This is a genomic window from Streptomyces sp. NPDC043876 (assembly GCF_056435825.1).
Window position 1 is genome coordinate 102091 of sequence record NZ_JBWKDV010000007.1, and the last position, 20200, is coordinate 122290.

The 20200-nt window shown below is 75.6% G+C and carries 17 protein-coding genes and 1 pseudogene; 13 read left to right on the forward strand and 5 right to left on the reverse strand.

The window, feature by feature from the left end; all coding sequences use genetic code 11:
• Positions 1-167 precede the first annotated feature (167 nt).
• The 4 genes from sigJ to AC0693_RS22300 all read left to right on the forward strand — a co-directional run bounded on the left by sigJ (position 168) and on the right by AC0693_RS22300 (position 4046).
• Entirely contained in the window at positions 168-1112 is a 945-nt protein-coding gene (sigJ, locus tag AC0693_RS22285) for an RNA polymerase sigma factor SigJ (RefSeq protein WP_356402818.1), read from the forward strand.
• 123 nt (positions 1113-1235) lie between these two features.
• A complete protein-coding gene (locus tag AC0693_RS22290) occupies positions 1236-2441 on the forward strand; it encodes an NAD(P)/FAD-dependent oxidoreductase (protein ID WP_478802658.1) in 1206 nt (401 codons plus the stop codon).
• A gap of 67 nt (positions 2442-2508) precedes the next feature.
• Positions 2509-3087, forward strand: a complete 579-nt coding sequence (locus AC0693_RS22295) for a helix-turn-helix transcriptional regulator (RefSeq protein ID WP_356402823.1) — start codon at positions 2509-2511, stop codon at positions 3085-3087.
• A 107-nt stretch (positions 3088-3194) separates the two neighbouring features.
• Positions 3195-4046, forward strand: coding sequence for a class I SAM-dependent methyltransferase (locus AC0693_RS22300; RefSeq protein WP_478802659.1), 852 nt, complete (start codon positions 3195-3197; stop codon positions 4044-4046).
• 71 nt (positions 4047-4117) lie between these two features.
• On the opposite strand, the gene AC0693_RS22305 is transcribed toward AC0693_RS22300, so the two are convergent.
• Complete coding sequence (locus AC0693_RS22305) at positions 4118-4522, reverse strand: TOBE domain-containing protein (protein WP_356402828.1); 405 nt, start codon at positions 4520-4522, stop codon at positions 4118-4120.
• A gap of 151 nt (positions 4523-4673) precedes the next feature.
• On the opposite strand from AC0693_RS22305, the gene AC0693_RS22310 reads away from it, so the two are divergent.
• Positions 4674-7484, forward strand: a complete 2811-nt coding sequence (locus tag AC0693_RS22310; protein ID WP_478802660.1) for an AfsR/SARP family transcriptional regulator — start codon at positions 4674-4676, stop codon at positions 7482-7484.
• A gap of 221 nt (positions 7485-7705) precedes the next feature.
• Entirely contained in the window at positions 7706-8422 is a 717-nt protein-coding gene (locus AC0693_RS22315; protein ID WP_478802661.1) for a DUF4232 domain-containing protein, read from the forward strand.
• Between the two features lie 106 nt (positions 8423-8528).
• Here the strand turns inward: AC0693_RS22315 and AC0693_RS22320 are convergent, their stop codons facing one another.
• On the reverse strand, positions 8529-9605 hold the full coding sequence (locus tag AC0693_RS22320) for a serine hydrolase domain-containing protein (RefSeq protein WP_478802662.1): 1077 nt from the start codon (positions 9603-9605) through the stop codon (positions 8529-8531).
• A 294-nt stretch (positions 9606-9899) separates the two neighbouring features.
• Between AC0693_RS22320 and AC0693_RS22325 the strand changes: the two genes are divergently transcribed.
• Both AC0693_RS22325 and AC0693_RS22330 read left to right on the forward strand, forming a co-directional pair.
• Positions 9900-11432, forward strand: a complete 1533-nt coding sequence (locus AC0693_RS22325) for an alkaline phosphatase (protein ID WP_468467183.1) — start codon at positions 9900-9902, stop codon at positions 11430-11432.
• Positions 11433-11503: 71 nt separating this feature from the next.
• Positions 11504-12058 (forward strand): hypothetical protein, encoded by a 555-nt coding sequence (locus AC0693_RS22330; protein WP_478802663.1) that lies wholly within the window; start codon positions 11504-11506, stop codon positions 12056-12058.
• A gap of 43 nt (positions 12059-12101) precedes the next feature.
• Here the strand turns inward: AC0693_RS22330 and AC0693_RS22335 are convergent, their stop codons facing one another.
• The 3 genes from AC0693_RS22335 to sigK all read right to left on the reverse strand — a co-directional run bounded on the left by AC0693_RS22335 (position 12102) and on the right by sigK (position 15155).
• A complete protein-coding gene (locus AC0693_RS22335; RefSeq protein ID WP_478802664.1) occupies positions 12102-13676 on the reverse strand; it encodes an alpha/beta hydrolase in 1575 nt (524 codons plus the stop codon).
• A 118-nt stretch (positions 13677-13794) separates the two neighbouring features.
• On the reverse strand, positions 13795-14562 hold the full coding sequence (locus AC0693_RS22340) for an anti-sigma factor (protein WP_469316061.1): 768 nt from the start codon (positions 14560-14562) through the stop codon (positions 13795-13797).
• On the reverse strand, positions 14559-15155 hold the full coding sequence (sigK, locus tag AC0693_RS22345; protein WP_478802665.1) for an ECF RNA polymerase sigma factor SigK: 597 nt from the start codon (positions 15153-15155) through the stop codon (positions 14559-14561). Before sigK ends, AC0693_RS22340 begins: the two co-directional genes overlap by 4 nt.
• 407 nt (positions 15156-15562) lie before the next feature.
• On the opposite strand from sigK, the pseudogene AC0693_RS22350 reads away from it, so the two are divergent.
• The 5 genes and pseudogenes from AC0693_RS22350 to AC0693_RS22370 all read left to right on the forward strand — a co-directional run.
• Positions 15563-16386, forward strand: a pseudogene (locus AC0693_RS22350) (molybdopterin-binding oxidoreductase); the annotation flags it as partial.
• Positions 16375-16506 carry a hypothetical protein gene (locus tag AC0693_RS22355; RefSeq protein WP_478802842.1) on the forward strand — a complete coding sequence of 44 codons (132 nt, stop codon included), beginning with the start codon at positions 16375-16377 and terminating at the stop codon, positions 16504-16506. The pseudogene AC0693_RS22350 and the gene AC0693_RS22355, both read left to right, overlap by 12 nt.
• A 29-nt stretch (positions 16507-16535) precedes the next feature.
• Entirely contained in the window at positions 16536-17186 is a 651-nt protein-coding gene (locus AC0693_RS22360) for a fasciclin domain-containing protein (RefSeq protein ID WP_478802666.1), read from the forward strand.
• A 140-nt stretch (positions 17187-17326) separates the two neighbouring features.
• Positions 17327-19435 carry a restriction endonuclease gene (locus tag AC0693_RS22365; RefSeq protein ID WP_478802667.1) on the forward strand — a complete coding sequence of 703 codons (2109 nt, stop codon included), beginning with the start codon at positions 17327-17329 and terminating at the stop codon, positions 19433-19435.
• Positions 19436-19574: 139 nt separating this feature from the next.
• A complete protein-coding gene (locus AC0693_RS22370; RefSeq protein ID WP_356402856.1) occupies positions 19575-20162 on the forward strand; it encodes an NADPH-dependent FMN reductase in 588 nt (195 codons plus the stop codon).
• Positions 20163-20200 lie beyond the last annotated feature (38 nt).

Genomic DNA, 20200 nt, shown 5'->3' on the forward strand with positions numbered 1-20200 from the left:
GTGAGGGTGGGCGGGGCCGCGCAGCAGCCACCGGCGGGGGCTCCGGTGGCTGCTGCGGATCCGGGCTGACCCCGTCCCGCTGACCCCGTCCCGCTGACCCCGTCCCGCTGAACCCTTCCCGCCGACCTCCCCACCGCGGCACCCCGGAGGCGCTTAGGATCGCGGCCATGGCGCTGACCGTGAGTGACGTCGACCGTTTCGAGGCTGCCCGGCCCCGGCTGGAGGCCATCGCCTACCGGCTGCTCGGCTCGGCGAGCGAGGCGGAGGACGCCGTCCAGGAAACCTTCCTGCGCTGGCAGGCGGCCGATGTCGGGCGGATCGAGGTGCCCGAGGCCTGGCTGACGAAGGTCCTCACCAACTGGTGCCGCAACCAGCTCACTTCGGCCCGCGCCCGGCGCGAGACGTACGTCGGCAGGTGGCTCCCCGAGCCGCTGCTCGGCGGGGACCCGATGCTCGGCCCGGCCGACACCGCCGAGCAGCGGGATTCCGTGTCGTACGCCGTCCTCGTCCTGCTGGAGCGCCTGTCGCCCGACGAGCGGGCGGTGTACGTGCTGCGCGAGGCCTTCGGCCACCGGCACCGGGAGATCGCCGAGATCCTGGAGATCACCGAGTCCGCCGCCCAGCAGATCTACCACCGGGCCAAGAAGCACATCGCGGACGGCCGGGCGCGCACCGAGACCGACGGGGCCACCGCCCGCAGGATCGTCGAGGAGTTCCTGGCCGCGGCGACCAGCGGCCGGACCGAACCGCTCCTGCGCCTGCTCACCCAGGACGCCGTCTCGGTGGGCGACGGCGGCGGGAAGGTCCCGGCCCGCGCGAAGGCGTTCGAGGGCGCGCTCGCGGTCGCCACGTTCCTGCGCGGCCTGTTCAAGCCCAGCGCGGCCAAGCGGGCCCACATCGGCGGCGCGGCCGACTTCCACGCCACGACCGCCAACGGCGGGCCCGCGCTCCTGGCGGTCGTGGACGGCCGGGTCGCCGGGGTCATCTGCCTGGAGGTCACCGCGCAGGGCATCAGCGCGGTCCGCAGCCAGGTCAATCCGGACAAGCTCGTCCGCGCGACCGAACGGTGGGCCGCCGACGGCCGCGGCGAGGCTCCGCTCCACACCCTCTGACGCCGGGCCGCGACGATGTGACGCAGACCACGGTCTCCACCTGTCAGGGAACGGCCGGCTGTCCGGTTCAAGGGGCGAAACCCTGCCGGACCACGGCAGCCCCGCCCAGACAGGAGCACGGACATGGAGCACCGCATCGTCGTCCTCGGAGCCGGCTACACCGGGGCCCTCGTCGCCGGCCGCCTCGCCAAGCGGCTGCACTCCGACGGCGTCGGCATCACCCTCGTCAACCCCGAGCCCGACTTCGTCGAGCGCGTCCGGCTGCACCAGCTCGCGACCGGCCAGGAGCTGCGGCCCCGCCCGCTCGCGCAGATGTTCGCGGGCACGGGCGTGGCGCTCAAGCTCGCGACGGTCACCGCCGTGGACGTGGACCGCAGGACGGTGACCGTCGCCCCCGCGAACGGCACCGGACCGCAGGAGCAACTGGCCTACGACACCCTGGTCTACGCCCTCGGCAGCGGCTGGAACGACGGGGGCGTCCCCGGCGCCGCCGCCCACGCCCACGAGGTCGCCGGCCGCCCCGGCGCCCTCCGCCTGCGCGAGCGCCTGGCCGCCCTGGAGGCCGGCCGGCCCGTGGTCGTGGTCGGGGGCGGTCTGACGGGCCTGGAGGCCGCGACCGAGATCGCCGGGGCGCGCCCCGACCTCGACGTGGCCCTCGCCGCCCAGGGCGCCCTCGGTGACTGGCTCTCCGCGAAGGGCCGCGCCCACCTGCGCAAGGTGGTGGCCGGGCTCGGCATCACGGTCCACGACCACACCGCGGTCAGCGCCGTGGCGGCGGACGGCGTGACGACCGCCGACGGCCGGGTCCTGCCCGCCGCGGTCACGGTCTGGACCGCCGGTTTCGCCGCGCACCCCATCGCCCGGGCCACCGCCCTGGAACTCGGCGACGACGGCCGCATCCTGGTCGACACCACGATGCGCTCGGTCTCCCACCCGGACGTCTACGTCGTGGGCGACGCGGCGCTGGCGACCCGCCCGGACGGCACGCCGCTGCGCATGGCCTGCGCCACGGGCGTCCCCATGGCCTGGCAGGCCGCCGACGCCCTCGCGGCCCGCCTCACCGGCGCCAAGGTCCCCCGCACCGCGATCCGCTACGCCCAGCAGTGCGTCTCCCTCGGCCGCGAGGAGGGCCTGATCCAGTTCGTCACCGCCGACGACCGCGCGGTCGACCGCGCCCTGACGGGCCGTGTGGCCGCCCTCTACAAGGAACTCGTCTGCAAGGGCGCGGCCTGGGGCGTCGCCCACCCGACCCTGGGCATGCCCGTCCGGCGCCGCCGGATCGTACGGCAGGAGACCCGCAGCCGGGCCCGGGCGCAGGCCCCGGCCTGACCTCGCCGCACCCCCGAAGCCAACGGCGGCGCACGGTGCCGGGGGCGTCGTGCGCTCCCGGCATACGATGCCGACCGTGACGCACGACCACGGTGAGCTGGACAGCCTCGTACGCAAGCGGATCCGGGCCCTGCGCGTGGCCCAGGGCTGGTCGCTGGCCGAACTGGCCGCCCGCGCCCACATCAGCCAGTCCACCCTCAGCCGGATCGAGAACGGCGGCCGCCGCCTCGCGCTGGACCAGCTCGTCACCCTCGCCCGCGCCCTGGACACCACCCTGGACCAGCTCGTCGAGACCGGCGCCGACGACGACATCGTCAGCAGCCCGGTGATCGACGCGGCCCACGGCCTCATGCGCTGGTCCATGAAGTCGGACCCGCGCGTGAGCGTGGTGCGCCGGCGGATGACGAACCCGCCCCCCGGCGACCCCGCGACCATGCGGGCCCATCCGGGGCGCGAATGGCTCGTCGTCCTGTCCGGCACCGCGGTGCTGCTGCTGGGGAACCGGCGCGTGCGGGTGGAGACGAACCAGGCGGTGGAGTTCCCCACGATGCTGCCGCACGCCATCGGAGCCGAGGGCGGCCCCTGCGAGATCCTGGGCATCTTCGACCAGGACGCCCGCCGCGGCCACCAGAGCGGTGACGACTGACGGTTTCCCGGCCCCCGTTTGCGCGTTCGGCAGCCCGCCGGGGCTCCTTCTTGCGAATACAGGGATACGTGATGCCGTAACGGCATCACCGTCCTAGCGTGGGTCCCATGCCCCACGCCTCCCACGCTTCCCCCTCACCTCACGATTTCCACGACCAGACGGAGCTCCTCGACCTGGACGCCGACGTCCTCGCCGGACACACCGCGTCCCTCGTCGCGTGGCTGCCCGTCCCGACCCCGCCGCGCCACATCGTGGACCTGGGCTGCGGCACGGGCGCCGGTACCTTCGCCCTGCTCGCGCGCTTCCCGGAAGCCGAAGTGACGGCCGTCGACGCCTCGGCCGCCCACCTGGACCGCCTGCGCGAGCGGGCCCGGGCGCTCGGCCTGGCCGACCGGGTGCGCACGGTGGCGGCCGACCTCGACGCGAACTGGCCCGGCCTCGGCCGCCCCGCGCTCGTCTGGGCGTCGGCCTCCCTGCACCACATGGCCGACCCCGGCCGCACCCTGCGCGCGGTGCACGGCCTGCTGGCGCCCGGGGGACTCTTCGCCGTCGTCGAGACGGCCGGCTTCCCCCGCTTCCTGCCCGCCGACGCCCCCCGCGAACGGCCCGGCCTGGAGGACCGCTGCCACGCCGCCCTCGCGCACCACCACGCCGAGCGCCTGCCGCACCGCGGCGCCGACTGGGCACCGCTGCTGGCCGCCGCCGGTTTCACCGTCGAGGACGACCGTACGATCACCGCGCGCGTCGACGGCTCCGCCGGCTCGGGCGGCGAAGCGGTCGGCCGCTACGCGCTGAGCGCCCTGGGACGGCTGCGCGCCGCCGCCGCCCACGTCCTCGGCGCCGAGGACCTCGGCGCCCTCGACCGGCTGCTCGACACCGGCGGCCCGGGGAGCATCCTGCACCGCGACGACCTCGCGGTCCGCACCGAACGCACCGTCTGGGCCGCCCGCCGCGCCTGACGCCACACCCGAGGCCGCACCCGGACCCGTGCCGGACGCCCCGGCGCCCGGTCAGGCGAGGTCAAGCCCGGTCAGGCGCGGTCGATGTGGACGCTTGTGGACTTCACCCGGGCCGTGGCCCGCATGCCCACTTCGAGCCCCATCTCCTCGACGGCTTCGCGGGTCAGCAGCGAGACCAGGCGGTGCGGCCCCGCCTGGATGTCCACCTGCGCCGCGACGTCGCCCAGTTTCACGGCCGTGATGATCCCCGGAAAGGAGTTCCGGACGGAGCTGTGGACCTGCTCCTCCCCGTCCTGGTCGCGCTGCGCCAGATCGACGGCGAACGCCGCGAGGTCACGGCCGTCGATGAGCCGGCGCCCCGATCCGTCGGGGCCCTCGCGGAACGTGGGCACCTTGCCCGCGTCGGCCCAGCGGCGGGCGGTGTCCGTACTGACGCCCAGGAGACGCGCGGCCTGACCCACGGTGTAGTGCTGCATGGGCGACACGTTAGGGACGTGCGGACCGCATCGGCAATACGAGCGGACCGACGCCGCCCCCGCACGGGCGCCGGGCCCCGTCGGCGGGGCGCGGCGGCCCCGGATCCTGACGATATGCTGGCGTTTCTTTGCTTCCGGGGGGTGCAAGCAGGTGGAGTTCCGGCTGCTCGGATCGGTGTCCGTCGCCACGGAGGCGGGAGCCCTGCCGCTCGGCCCGGCCAAGCGGACGAGCCTGCTGGCCGCCCTCCTGCTGCGGCCGAACCATCCCGTCCCGCTGCGCCGGCTCATGGCCTCGCTGTGGGACGGCGAGCCGCCCGCCCGCGCCCGGAGCGTGATCCAGGGGCACGTGTCCCGGCTGCGCACGCTGCTGGACAGCGCCCAAGCCGGTTCCTACGGCGTCGAGTTGGCGACCGAGGGCGCGGCGTACGTGCTGCGGATGCCCGAGAAGCTGCTGGACGCCCACCGCTTCGAGGAGCTGGTCACCCTCGCCCGGGACCAGTCGTCGGTCGGGGACGCGGTGGTCATGTACCAGGAGGCCCTGGCCCTGTGGCAGGGGCCCGCGCTGACCGGCGTCCATCCGACGCCCCCGCTCCAGACGGCCGCCGACGCGCTGGAGGAGCTGCGCCTCACCACGGTCGAGCACCTCGCCGCCGGGTACGGGCGCCTCGGCGCGCACGCGCAGGCGGCAGCCGTGCTGCGGGCCGAGGCGAGCGCCCACCCGCTGCGCGAATCGCTGGCCACCGCCCTGGTGACGGCCCTCCAGCGGGCGGGGCGTCGCTCGGAGGCGCTCGACTGGTTCCACCACACCCGGCGCCTGCTCGCCGAGGAACTCGGCGTCGATCCGGGGCACGAGCTGTGCGACGCCTACGCGGTGGCCCTGCGCGGCCGAAGCGTGCACGAGGTCCACGAACTGCACCGCGGCGGCGCGGGCGCCGGTGACCCCGTACCCGCGGGAGCGGCCGCCACGGCCGGGGCCCCGGCGCCGTCCCCCCGCTACGGCGACACCCTCGACCTGCTGCCCCGCGCCCCCCGCGGTTTCCACGGGCGCGCGGCGGAGCTGGCGGCGCTGTCGCGGGCCGCGGCCGCGGAGGCGGCCGTATGCCTGGTGACCGGGCCCGCCGGCGTCGGCAAGAGCGCGCTGGCCGTCCACTGGGCGCACCTGCACCACGAGCGGTTCCCGGACGGCCGGCTCCACGCCGACCTGCGCGGATTCAGCGACACCGGGGAGCCCGCGCCGATCGACGTGCTGCGCGAGTTCCTGCTGGCGCTCGGCGTCGCACCGCTGAGCGTCCCGGAGTCGCCGACCCGGGCGGCCGCCCTGTTCCGGTCGCTGACCGTCGGGCGCCGGCTGCTCGTCGTCCTCGACAACGTGCGCGCGTCCGAGCAGGTGCGCCCGCTGCTGCCGGGCGGCAGCGAATGCGTCACCGTCGTCACCAGCCGCCACCGGCTGCGCGGCCTGATCGCCTCGGACGCGGCCCGGCCGGTGCCGCTCGACGTCCTGGGACCGCAGGACGGTACGGACCTGCTCGCCGCGGTGCTCGGCCCGGACCGCGTGCACGCCGAACCGGCGGCCGCCCGGCAGCTGGCCCGGCTGTGCGACGGGCTACCCCTCGCCCTGCGGGTCGCCGCCGCCCGGCTGGCCGACCAGCCGCACCTGACCCTCGCCGCCATGGCGGCGGAACTCTCCGACACCACGCGCAGGCTGGCCCTGCTCGACGCCGAGGACACCGGGGTCCGGGCCGCCCTGCACCTGTCGGTGCGCCGCCTCCCGCCGGGCGCCGCGCACCAGCTCGCGCACCTGGGACGGCACCCCGGCACGTACATCGACCGCGGGGTCGCGGCGGCCCTGGCGGGCACCGGCCCGGCCCGGACGGAGGCGGCCCTCGACCAGCTCGCCGCCGCCCACCTGCTGACGTACGCGGCGCCGGGGCGGTGGGCGATGCACGACCTCGTGCGGCTCTACGCCCGCGACATGGAGAGCGGTCCGCACGCGCTGGAGCGGCTGCTCGACCACTACGTCGCCACCGGCCTCGCGGCGGCCCGGGCCGCCGAACGGGACGGGCAGCCCTGCTTCACGACGCCCGGGGACTTCCACCCCTCGCCGGATGCGCGGGAGTTCACCGACCGCGACGAGGCGATGGCCTGGTACGCGGCCCACCGCGAGGACCTCGCCCTCGCGGCGGCGGCCGCGCACGACGCCGGCCTGCACGGCCGGGCCTGGCGGATCGCGCTGTCCCTGTGGCCGCTGATGGTGTGGCGGGTCCTGGACGGGTGGGCGCCGCTCCTCTACACGGCCCTCGACTCGGCCTGGGCCGACGCGGACCTGGACGGCCAGTCCCGCGTCCTCGCCCTCCTCGGCTGGGTCCTGACCGAGGAGGGGCGGACCGAGGAGGCGCTGCCCCACCTGGAGGCGGCCCCCCTGCTGGCCGCCCGGTCCGGCGACCGCAGCGCCCAGGCCACCGCGCTGGTCAACCTCTCCCTGGCGCAGGCCGCGCTCGGCGAACTCGACCTGGCGGCGCGGGGATGCGTACGGGCGGCCGAGCTGGCCAGGGAGGCCGGCGACCCGACCGCGGAGCGCCTGGCCCTCTACCACCTCTCCCGGCACCAGCTCGATTCCGGGGACTGGAGCCAGGCCCTGGAGAGCACGACGGCGGCCCGGGCCGTCCGTGCGCCGGACGCGCGGTCCCCCACGCGGGTGCTGCTGCTCGCCGCGACCGGGGAGGCCCTGGTGGGGCTCGGTGAACGGACCGAGGGCATCCGGTGCCTGGACGAGGCGGCGCGGGAGGCCGAGTCGTCGGGGTACGACGAAGGCGCGGAGCGGGCGCTCGGGGCGCTGCTCCAGCTGTCGGCGCGCGAGGCGGGGGCGGCCGGGCGGCGGGACGGGGCGCAGGACCCGGCGGCCGACGCCGGGTACCGCGCCCGGTACGACAAGGTGCGCGCGCGGCAGACCGTACGGGCGTGAGAGGGCGTACGGTCCTGGGGTGAGCGGGCGCACCGCCGCGGCCCGGACGCCGTACGGGGCCGGCTCGCCCGCGTCCGTACGGGTGGACGCGCCCGCGGATCGGGGGGACGTCAGCGGAACGTCAGCGTCGCATGATCACCACGACAGCGGCGCCCGGCACAGTGGTGCTCACGCGGCGAGCTTTCCGCGTGCCGACCGTTCCGCCTTCGGGGAGTTCCCTCATGCGCACCACCCGCCGCCGCCCGCGCACCGCCACCGCGGCCGCCACCGTGACCGCCGGTCTCGTCCTGGCCCTCACCGCGTGCGGCGGCTCGGACGGCGCGGCGGCGCAGCCCGGCGCCGGCCGGAGCGCGGCCCCGGACGCGGCCAAGGGCGGGGACGCGTCGGCCCCGGCCGGCACCGCGGGCGGCGCCTCGGCGTCGGGCGCGGGAACGCAGGGCGCCAGCGGCACCCCGGTGAAGAGCGGCGCGGGCACGACCGGCGGGAACGACAAGACCGGTGACGCGTACGCGTACTCCCACCCCTGCGCGGCGAAGAGCCTGACCGTCAAGGTCACCTCCCCGCAGGGCTTCCCGGCCTCCGTCCGCGTCGTCACGGTGACCAACAACGGGTCCGCCTCCTGCGGCCTGGACCACCACCCGACCGTCGGTTTCAGCGCGAAGGGCGCCGCACTCGGCATCGAAGCCGCCGCCCCCGGCGGTCTGGGCGGTGCACCCGCCTACCCGGTGCGCCCCGGCGCCACCGCCTACGCGGCCGTGAACCTCGACCCCTCGGGCGGCGCCGGCCCCTCCGCCGACGAGATCAGCGTCCTGGCCGACGCCCCGCACATGGCGAACGCGGACGGCGTCAGCCTCCCGCTGGCCAAGCCGGGCACCGTCGCCAAGCCGAAGGTCGGCCTGTACCGCGCCGACGCGCGCGAATCGCTCGGCACCCTCTGAGCGCGCGGTAGCGCTCAGCCCCTGAACCCTCCGGGCCCCCGACACCCCCGACGGTCCCCGGAGCCCGCACACCCCCCGGCCGTCGGCCGGGGGGTGTGCGCTGTCGTCAGCGCCCGTGCCCGGGCCCGCCGTCGGGCCCTGCGCTGCGCGTGAGCGTCTTGAGGGCGCGCTCGCGCAGGGGGGCGAGCCGGGTGCGGGCGGCGGCGCCGTTGTGGACCGCGTTGGTGGTGATGACCACGTACCGCCCGCCGGCCGGGGCGAGGAAGAGGCTGGTGCCGGTGAAACCGTGGTGGCAGGCCACGGCGCCCCCGGCGGCCACGATCCATCCCAGGCCGCGCTCCAGACCGGGATCGATCTGCGCCACGGGCACCAGGCTCTCCCGCAGCCAGCCGCCGAGCGTGCTGTCCGGACCGGCGGACAGCAGGCGCTCGGCGTAGGCCGCGAGGTCCGCCGCCGGGGCGAACACGCCCGCGTGACCGGCGACATCGCCCATCACGGCCGCGTTCTCGTCGTGCACCGCGCCCCAGAGCCGGTCGTGCCCGTCGCGGTGCTCGGTCGGCGCGACCTGCGGGGTCTGCGGGAGCGGGCCGTAGGAGGTCCGGTCCATCCCCAGCCCGGCCCAGAGCGCGGCGGCGAGCCGGTCCAGTGGCTCGCCGTGGACGTGCGCGAGGGCCAGGCCGAGCAGGACGTACCCCCGGTTGATGTAGCGGTGGGTGCCCGGGACGTTCTCCAGGGGCTCGCGGAAGATCAGCTCGTGCAGCGGGCGCGCGGTGAGGTCGTACAGGTCGAACCGGGTGGCCGCGCGCAGGCCGGAGGTGTGCGCGAGCAGTTGGCGCACGGTCGCCCCCGCGCCGGGCAGGTGGCCGAGGTCCGGGTCCATCGGCGGCAGGAACTCCCGTACGGGCGCGTCCGGATCGATCAGTCCGGCCGCCACGGCGAGGCCGACGAGCGGCCAGGTCGCGGTGACCTTCGTGAGGGACGCGAGGTCGTAGACCGTGTGCTCGTCGGGGGTCCGCGGGTGGGTGAAGGGGGAAACCACCCCGGCCGACAGGACCGTACGCTCCCCCGCGGCCGTACCGCAGACCACGACGCCGCCCGGACTCGCGCCGTCGGCGACGGCCTCCTCCAGCGCCTCCCGCAGCCCGTGGACATCGGCGGTCGTGAAGGGTTCGGCCTCGGTCATCTGCGCCTCCGGTGGGGGTGGGTGGTCTCCTGCGCCCGGGCCGGCCCGGCGCCTGTCGGCCGGGCCCCTGCCGACCCGGCAGCACCACCCTGGCCATCACCGCGACCGGAGCGCGGCAGCCGCGCCGAGCGAACGCTCCGCGTCGTCGATCAGCTCGTCGCACCACGGACCGGAGGCTCGGCCGGCCCGGCGCTGTTCGACTCCGCGTCACCCGGAGAAACCGGCCCGTTCATGTGCCGCTCCTAGCGTCGCAGTGCCCGCACCGTTCATTTCCGAGGGGAAACCTCCCGCATCATGCGACGCAGACCTGCCAAGACGTTGACCGTACTGGCCCTGACCGGCGCCCTGGCCGCCACGACCGCGGCCACCGCCAACTCGGCTCCCCAGCACGGCGACCAGGGGAGGGAGATCCGCAACGTGATCTACCTGCTCGGCGACGGAATGGGCCGCACCCACGTCACGGCCGCCCGCGACCGGTTCTACGGGGCGTCCGGCAAGCTGAACATGGAGACGCTGCCCTTCACCGGCGCGGTCGCCACCTACGCCGTCGAGAAGGGCACCTCCAAGCCCGCGCTCGTCACCGACTCCGCCAGCTCGGCCACCGCGTGGTCGACGGGCGTCAAGACGTACAACGCCGCGCTGAGCGTGGACTCGTACGAGAAGCGCGTCACCACGCTGATGGAGCAGGCCAAGAAGGCCGGCTTCGCCACGGGCAACGTCTCCACCGCCGAGGTCACCGACGCCACCCCGGCCGCACAGTTCAGCCACGCGCTGCTGCGCGGCTGCCAGGGCCCGGTCTACTCCGACGCCGCCTGCCTCCCCAAGAAGGAGGACGGTACCTACGAGAGCGCGCCCGCGGACAAGACGCTGGTCACCCCGATCGCCGAGCAGATCGCGCGCAACGGCACCGCCGACGTCATCCTCGGCGGCGGCCTCGCCCGCTTCGAGCCGGACGACCAGAAGGCCCTCCAGGCCCAGGGCTACCAGGTGCTCGGCAGCTTCGGCGACCCCGCGCTGCCCGCCCAGACGGCCGCCAGCCAGAAGGTCGCCACCAAGACGGACCTGAGCCACGCCAACGGCAAGAAGGTCGTCGGCCTCTTCAACCGCGGCAACCTCACCGTCGAGCAGGCCAAGGCCGGGCTGCCCGCGGACGCCGCGCAGAAGCAGGAGCCGACGCTGGCCGAGATGACCCGCAAGTCGATCTCGCTGCTCGGTGAGCGCGGCGGGTACGACAAGAACAGGAAGGGCTTCCTCCTCCAGGTCGAGGGCGCCCAGATCGACAAGCGGTCGCACGCCAACGACGCCGCCCAGACCCTGGGCGAGATCAAGGCCTTCGACGACGCGGTCAAGGTTGCCACCGACTTCGCGAAGAAGGACGGGCACACCCTGGTCGTCGTCACGGCGGACCACGAGTGCGCCGGCTTCAACATCATCGAGAAGGGCACCTACACCAACGCCGAGGCCCTCGCTCCCCCGGCCAACACGGACGCGGGCAACCCCGCCAACAACAGCGTCACCTCGCGCCCCTCCTCGGGCGCCAAGGACCCGGCGCGCTCGACCGGCGCCGTCAACGGTGCGGGCTCGGGTGACGCGAAGAACTTCGCCCCCGCCACCTTCCGCACCCCGAACGACCCGGCCGACGTCAAGGACGGCAGCCCGGACGCCAGCCTCTGGCTGACGTACCTGTCCGGCAACCACACCGGCGCCGACGTGCCGATCTTCGCGTACGGCCCGAACGGCAGCGCCTTCGCGGCGAGCCAGAACAACACCGAGCTGTACGGCAAGCTGTACCGCTCGCTGTTCGGCAAGTCTCCCCAGCAGCACTGACCCATCGATCGGGCAGCCGGGGCCGGGCGGACCGAGTCCGCCCGGCCCCGGCCCCTTTCAGGAGCGTTCCGATGACCCGTCCCACCCGCCGCACCGCCGGGGCGCTGGCCGCCGCGGCCGCCGTCCTCGTCCTCGCCTCCGGCTGCGCGGGCGGCTCCGCCGCCGACGGCGCCGACCGGGCCGGCGGCTCCGGGGAGGCGGCCGGATCCGCCGCTCCCGTCGCCATGCCCGCACCGCGCGGGGCGCCCGCGCCCGCCGCCGTACTGGCGCGGCCGGCCGCGGCGGGCGAGGTCCGCGTCGAGGAGGGCCCCTTCACGGACCGGGTGAAGCTGACCTCGCTGAAACTCACCGGGCAGGGGTCCGTCACCGGGCACCTCGCGATCACCTCCGACGTCAGCGACGTCCTGGCCCTGGAGGTCGGCGCGGCGTACTACGACGCGAGCGGCCACCTGCTCGGCACCGCGGCCTTCCCCTACCAGGAGGAGGGCGAGGACGCGCGGGGCGGTGAGCACCACGACGGACCGCGCGCGGCCGGCGGGGGCATCGACTTCACGGTGCCAGCCGGTCGGTTCGCGCAGGCACCGGCGAGCGCGGTGCTCTCCGTGCCGGTCCTCGTCAACGAATAGCGGGGGAGGTGGCCGGGGCATCCCCCGGCCACCTCCCCCGCGGCTACTTCCCCGCGGCCGCGGGCCCGCAGTGCGTGTCGGCCGGCGGGCGGTGGCCGGTGGTGAGGAAGTCGGTGACGGCGCGGTCCGCGCAGGCGTTGCCGTTGCCCAGGTACACCCCGTGGCCGCCGTGGTCGACGGTGACCAGCCGGGCCCGGGAGCCGAAGGCCTCGCGCATCTTCAGCGCCCCGGCGTAGGGGGTCGCCGGATCGCGCAGGTTCTGGACCATCAGCACGTTCGAGGGACCCCGGCCGGTGATCCGGGTGGGCTCCTCCACCGGCGCGTCCTTCCAGAACGCGCAGGGAGTGATGTTCGCGGGCATGCCCGCGGTGAGCGGGTGCGCGGCCCGGTCGGCGGCCGACGCGCGGGCGTACGCGGCCGTGTCGGCCGGCCACTTCACGTCGTTGCAGATGACCGCGACGGCGACCGCCGCGTCCTCCTCGCGCAGCGGCTGTGCCAGTTCGGGCGGCAGCACCGGGGTCGCGGCCGGGTCCTGGGCCTGCTGGACGAGCCGCGCCAGGCCCGGGAAGGCCGCATCGGCGTACAGGGCGTTCTGCGCGGCCTGGCGCAGCACGTTCCCGGTCAGCGGCGCACCGCCGGTGGTGGAGGGCCTGGGCGCGCGGTCGAGCGTCGCGGCGAGCGCGAGGAACAGCGGCCGGACCTCCTCGGGCCGCTCCGCGAGCCGCAGGCCCTCGGCCGCGCGGGCCGGATCGGCCGCCCAGGCCGCGAAGTCGGGGAACCGGTCGTCGGCGCCCGGCGCCATGTTCGCGAGCCAGCCGCGCGCCACCCGCGCCGGGTCGGGGTCGCCGCTGCTGTCCAGCACCCAGCGGTCGGTGCGCCCGGGGTGGGTCTGCGCGTAGACGGCGCCCACGTACGCCCCGTACGAGGTCCCCCAGGCCGACAGCTTCCGCTCGCCCAGGGCCTCGCGCAGGCGGTCCATGTCCCGGACCTCGTTGGCGGTGGTGAAACTGCGCAGCACCGCGCCCCCGTTGGCCGCGCAGGCCTCGGCGGTCCGGCGGGAGCGGGCCGTGTTCGCCGCGGTGCCGCCGTCGGCGTCCGGCCAGGACCGCAGCGTGACCAGCCGGCGGTCCTCGGGCGCGAGTCCGCAGCTCGCGGTGGTGCTGGCGCCCACACCCCGCGGATCGAAGCCGACCAGGTCGTAGGTGCCCGCCAGTTCCTTGCGCAGCGCCTCGCCCTTCTGGGTCAGCCGCTGTACGCCGGAACCGCCCGGGCCGCCGGGCAGGACCATCAGCGTGCCGCGCCGGGCGCCCGGCCGATCGCTGCGGATCCGGGAGACCGCGAGCGAGAGCCGGCGGCCGCCGGGGTCGTGGTAGTCGAGCGGCACCGGCAGGTCGGCGCACTCCTGGCCGACGGGCCCGCCGGGCTGTTCGCAGGACCGCCAGGCCAGCGCCGGCACCCCCGCGCCGCCCGTCCCGGTCCCCGCTGCGAGGGCCGGCCGGCCGGTGTCCGCCCGGCCGTCGGCCGCGTCGGCCGAGGGGGCGAAGGCCACGGTCAAGGCGGCGGCTACGGTCACGGCCGAGAGGGCGAGGGTGGCGCTCGTGCGGGTGTAGGTCGTCATGCCCTCAGGGTGGTTCCCGCGGGGCCGCCGTCCCATCCGGCAGGCGGGACGGCCGGGGTGGGGCTAACCCCCCGGGGGTCCCCCAGGGGGCGGCCGGGCCCCGCCCCCCGGGGACGGCTCACACCGGGAGCGCCATCACCATGAGCGGCGCGGTGGTCGGACGGGGGGAGCCGCCCGCCGGTTCGACGGTGAGCCCGATCGCGGTGGCGTCGCCCACCGCCCCGTCCAGCAGCAGCGCGTGCCCGCCGCCCAGCAGCCCGGCGGGACGCATCGACCCGTGCTCCGAGAACCACAGCTGGTACGTCGTCCCGCTCGGCGTCGGCGGCAACTGCCCCGCCAGCACCACCGCCCGGTCCCGAGCCGCCGAGGTCACCACGGTGACCCGGTTCCCGCTCGCGGTGCGGCCGGTGGCGGTCCGGGCGTCCGGCGCGGCGAGCACCGCGGCCAGCGCCTCGCTCCGCGCTCCGGCCCGGTCGGCGTCCCGCTGCGCGGACTGGCGCACCCGCTCCGCCAGTTGGGCCCGCCCGTGCTGGTCCAGGGCGACCGCCCCGAAGGCGGCGGCCGCGGCGAGGCTCGCGGCGACCACGAAGACCCCGCCGCGCCGCCGGATCCGGGTCGCGAGCACGGCATACCGGCCCGGCGCCGGCAGCCGCGGCGGGAGTTGGCGGACGGTGTCGATGCGCTCCAGCACCAACGCCTTGAGTTCCGGCGGCGGGCTCGCGGCGGCCGCCGACGCCAGCCGGGCGGCCGTCGCGGCGAACTCCCGCACCTCCTGGGCGCAGGACGGGCAGTGGTCCAGGTGCCGGGCGAAGGCCTCGTGTTCGTCGGGGGCCAGGGCGTCGAGCGCGTACGCACCGGTGAGGGCGTGCGGGTCTTCGGTCTTCACGTGGTCACCCCCATGCAGTCGCGCAGCCGGATCAGTCCGTCGCGCATTCGGGTCTTGATGGTCGGAAGGGGCGTCCGCAGGGTCTGCGCCACCTCGCGGTAGGTCAGGCCCTGGTAGTAGGCGAGGGTGACGGTCTCCCGCTGGAGTTCGGTCAGCCCGCGCAGGCAGCGGCGTACCTGCTCGCTCTCCAGCCGGGTCTCGACCTGCTCGCTGACCTCGTCGAAGGGCGGGGTGTGCGAGCCGAGCGCGTCCTTGTGGTCGCGGTCCGCGGCCGCCTGCGCGGAGCGCACCCGGTCCACGGCGCGGCGGTGCGCGAGGGTGGCCGTCCAGGCCGCGACGGAGCCCTGCGCGCGCTGGTAGCGCGCGGCTCCGCGCCAGATCTCGATCATCACCTCCTGGGTCACCTCCTCCGACTGGGCCCGGTCCCGCAGGACCTTGAGGACGATGCCGAAGACGGGTCCGGCGATCACGTCGTAGAGGGCGGCGAAGGCGTCCTGGTCGCCGAGCGCGACCCGGGCCATCAGCTCGGCCGGGTCGGGCCCGGCGGCCGGGGCGGCGCTCTCGCTCCCGCCGAGGCGGGCCGGGCGGTTCACCGGGCGGCCCTCCGTCGTCGCGGGGCGGCGGGTGGGCGTCCGGTGTGCCCGGCGGACGGTGCGACCTCCGTGGTCGCGGGTCGCTCCGGTCGCGGTGGTCGGGCCGGGCGCACGGTTGGCGCCGGTCGCGCCGGTCGCGCCGGAAACCTTCGGTGGATCGCTTGCATGGGCCGTCCTTCGCGCCGCGCGGCATGGGTGGTGGGGATGGGGTGACGGGTGGCAGGTGGCCGGTGGGGGCGGGGCATCCCAGGTCCTCCCGGTCCTCTCGGGTCACCTGTACTTCGGCGCCGACGCCCCGGCGGATTGCCCCGCGCGCCCGCGAACCGGGCGCGTCAACGGGCGGCCCGCCGGTCGCTCCGCCGGGTGATCCCGGGATCCGCACCCATCCGGGGGGCCCGCGGCGCCGAATGGCAGATGTGACCATCAACCGATCGGCCCTGGAGCGCGGCGCACTCGCCGCGCTGAGCGGCCTGCTGTCCGGCTACACGGCACCGGCGGTCGCGGAACTGCTCGCCTCGGGCCCGGTCACCGCCGTCGGCGGCGCGGCCATCGACCGCACCCCGGCCCCGGTCAATGACTTCGCGATCCGGCACTTCGGGACGGACGACAAGCTCGTCCTCCAGCTCGGCATCGTCACCGCCCTCGGCCTCCTGGCCCTGCTCCTCGGGCTGTTCGCCCTGCACCACCGGCGCGGTGGCGCCGCCGGGGTCCTCGCCTTCGGCGTGCTCGGCACGGTGGCCGCGCTCAGCCGCCCCGACGCCGCCCGTGTGGCCGACGCGCTGCCCTCGCTGGTGGGGGCGGCCGCCGGGGCCGTGGTCCTGTACGTGCTCGCCGGGCGGCTGACGGCGGCCCGGCCCCGCGCCGGGGCCCGGCCGGCGCAGGCCCCGGGCCGCTTCGACCGGCGCGGTTTCCTGCTCGTCGCGGGGGCCACGGCCGTCGTCGCCACCGGTACGGGCGCGCTGGGGCGCGTCCTGAGCGACGGCGCGGCCAGGGCGCGGTGGCCTCCCGGGACGCCGTACGGCTGCCCGCGCCCGCTTCCCCGGCCGCTCCGCTACCGGCCCGGGCCGCCCTGCGGATCCCCGGGATCAGCCCCTTCACCACGCCGAACGCCGACTTCTGGCTCGGCGTCCCGCTGGCCGACCTCCTCCGCGAGGCGGGCGTACGGGCCCCCTCGCGCGGCGGGCGCGCCGACCAGCTGGTGGCCCGCTCGGTCGACGGGATGACCCCGGGCGGCCACACCCTCACCGTCCGCGCCACCGACGGAGCCGGCCCCCTCCAGACCGAGCGGCGCACCCAGACCATTCCCGACGGAGCGGGCGGCTGGCACAGCGTCTTCGTCACCTCCGGCTAACCACCCCAACCACCTCTTTGGAGAACGTCATGACCACTCTTCGTTTCCGCCGTACCACCCTCGCCGTGGCCACCGCGGCCGTGTTGCCCTTCGCCCTCGCCGCCTGCTCCGACTCGGGCAAGGACAGCGCGTCGGGCCCGGCCGCCGCCGACTCGCAGAGCGCCGCTCCCGCCACGTCCGCCGCCGCGGACGGTGCGATGACCGCGGACAAGCCGTTCGGTCCGGCGTGTGCCGGCGTCCCGGCCACCGGCGCGGGCAGCTTCGACGGGATGGCCAAGGACCCGGTCGCCACGGCCGCCTCCCACAACCCGGCCCTGTCCACCCTGGTCACGGCCGTCAAGCAGGCGGGCCTGGTCGACACCCTCAACAACGCCAAGGACCTCACCGTCTTCGCCCCGACGAACGAGGCCTTCGCCAAGATCCCGAAGGCGGACCTGGACAAGGTCCTCGCCGACAAGGAGATGCTGACCAAGATCCTCACGTACCACGTGGTGGGTCAGAAGCTCACGCCGAAGCAGCTGGAGAACGGCTCCTTCGACACCCTGGAGAAGGACAAGGTCACCACCACCGGGTCCGGCACCTCCTACCAGGTCAACGGCACCAGCAACGTGGTCTGCGGCAACGTCCCGACCGCCAACGCGACCGTCTACATCGTCGACACCGTCCTGATGCCCAAGTAGCGGCCGGGGGGAAGGACCCCGCAGGGAACCGAGCGCGCCCGGAGGGCCGGTCACCGACAATGGCGACCGGCTCTTCGGCATGGCGTGCAGCCGCTAGGGTTTGCGGGGGTATCGCACGGGGTCGGGGAGGGCCGGGGCGGATGAGTCGTCGTTCCAGTGGACTGGTCGGGATCTGGGCCGAGGCCCAGCGCCAGCAGCAACGCTCGCAAGCCCTTCAGCAGCGGGAGCGCGAACGCCTCCAGCGGTCCCGGGAACGGGACACGGCCCGGGGCCTGCGCGAGCAGAAGGTCGCCTACCGCCAGTACCGGGACGCCGAGGCGCGCCGGCTCACGGAGCAGCTGGAGCGGCAGGTCGCCGCCCTCCAGGGGCTGCTCGTCCAGGGCTGCGCCGCGCCCGCCTTCCGGATCGCCACGCTGCGGCGCGCCGAGCAGGTCGAGGCTTTCGCCCCCGGACAGCTGGCCCATCCCGTGCCGATGCCGGAGCCGCACCAGTTCCCGCCGCAGACCGGCTGGGGCCTCGGGTCGGGCCGCCGCGCGCAGGCCGAGGCCGAGGCGCACGCCCGGTACACCCAGGCCTGGCACGCGGCCCAGGCCGCCGAAACGCAGCGGCAGCAGCAACTCGCCGCGTACCGCGCCCAGTACGACCGGTGGGCGGGCGGGCAGCTCGGCGAGATCCGCGCGCACAACGCGGGCATCGCGGAGCTGGCGGCCTCGCTGCGCGCGGGGGACCCCGAGGCGGTGGTCGAGTACTTCTCGGCCGCGCTGTACGCGTCCGCGGGCTGGCCGGACGAGCTGCCGCGCGCACTGAGCGCCGCCTACGACCCGGGAGCCCGTCAGCTGGTGCTGGACTGGGAACTGCCGGGCTTCGACGTGGTGCCGACCGCGAAATCGGTGCGGTACATGCCGAGCACGGACCAGGACAAGGAGTCCCCGCTCCCGACCGCGCAGCGCCGGGCGGTGTACCGCGACCTGCTGGCGCAGTGTGCCCTGCTGGTGCTGCGGGACCTGTTCGAGGCGGACGAGTTCGGCGCCCTGGAGTCGGTGGCCCTCAACGGATACGTCGACGACCACGATCCGGCGACGGGCCGGCCCGCGCAGATCGTCCTGGCGACCGTGATGGCGACCCGCCCGTCCTTCGCCGCCCTCCACCTCGCCCAGGTCAGCCCGGTGGACTGTCTGACCGGCGCCCTGCGCGGTCAGCTCTCGGCCCGCCCCGACCAGCTGGCGGCCGTCCGTCCTGCCCGGACGCCGCAGGACGTCGGCTCGGGCGTGGTCACGCACGGGAGCGGGCCCGGCGGCGGTGCGGGGGACGAGGAGCCGGACCTGTTCGCGATGGACCCCATCGAGTTCGAGGGCCTGGTCGCCGAGCTGTTCCGGGCCATGGGCATGCAGGCCGTGATGACCCAGCGCTCCAACGACGGGGGCGTGGACGTCGACGCGACCGATCCCACCCCCATCCGCGGCGGCTCGATCGTGGTGCAGGTCAAGCGCTACCGCAACACCGTGCCCCCGACCGCCGTGCGCGACCTGTACGGCACGGTCCAGGACGCGGGGGCCAACAAGGGCGTACTGGTGACGACATCGGGCTTCGGGCCGGGATCGCACGCCTTCGCCCAGGGCAAACCGCTGGAGCTGGTCTCCGGCCCGGAGCTGGTGGACCTGCTCCACCGGCACGGGCTGCGCGGCCGCCTCGGTGACGGCGGCGGCCGCCCGGTGGCGGCCGTACCGGCCCAGCGCGCCGCCGGGCCGGTGGCGACGGCGGAGCCCGAGTACAACGTCCTCGGCATGTACTGGTCCGGCCCGGTCGCGCTCGACGTGTGCGCCCTGGTCTGCGCGGGGACGCGTGTGCTCAGCGACGAGCACTTCGTCTTCTTCAACAACCACCGCACACCCGACGGTTCGGTGCGCAGCCGGGTGCACACCCCGCCGGACCGGGCCGCGATCGAGGTGGCGTTCGACGACCTCCCCGACCGCGCCGACCGGCTGGTGCTGGTCGCGGCGGTGGACACCGACACCCATCCGCACGCCGACCTGGCCGGCTTCGCGGCGGCCCGGATCCGGCTGCTGACCGCCGACGGAACGGAGCTCGACCAGCTGGAGGTGTCGGACGGCCGCCCCGGGGAGACCGCGCTCGTCCTGGGCTCGTTCCGACGGCGGCCCGGCGGCGACTGGTCCTTCGTGGCGGGCGGCAAGGGCTACCCGGGCGGGCTGGCCGCTCTCGTGCACGACTTCGGCATCGCCACGGAGTGAGGAGGACCGGATCGCCTCAACCGGCGGACGTGGAGCGATGTTTCACGTGAAACAACGTGTTTCACGTGAAACAGGCAATTGTTTCACGTGAAACACCCGGTCGCCGAGCCAAGATCGACGCGCACGTACCCTCCCTGCCATGGACAACAACGCACCCGTGAACAAGCTTGCGGTCATTGTCGGTTCCACCCGTGAGGGCCGTTTCGGCCCGACGGTCGCCGACTGGTTCACCGCCCTCGCCACCGAGCACGCGGGCTTCGACGTGGACGTCATCGACGTGGCCGCGCTGGAACTTCCCGCCCAGCACCCGAACTGGGGCACCCCGCGCACCCCCGCGCTGGAGCAGCTGTCCGAGCGCGTCTCCGCGGCGGACGCCTTCGTGGTCATCACGCCGGAGTACAACCACAGTTACCCGGCGCACCTCAAGCACTTCATCGACCTGCACACCACGCAGTGGCACGCCAAGCCGGTCGCCTTCGTGTCGTACGGCGGCGTCTCGGGCGGTCTGCGCGCCGTCGAGCACCTGCGTCAGGTCTTCGCCGAGCTGCACTGCGTCACGATCCGGGACACGGTCAGCTTCCACGGCGCCTGGGACCACTTCGCCGAGGGCGGCCGGGCCCACGACCCGCAGGGCGCGGCCGGTGCGGCCAAGACCCTGCTGGACCGCCTGACCTGGTGGACCACCACCCTCAACGAGGGCCGCACTACCCGCCCGTACAGCGCCTGACCCGTGCTCCACCCTGCCGACGGGTCCGGGCCGCATCG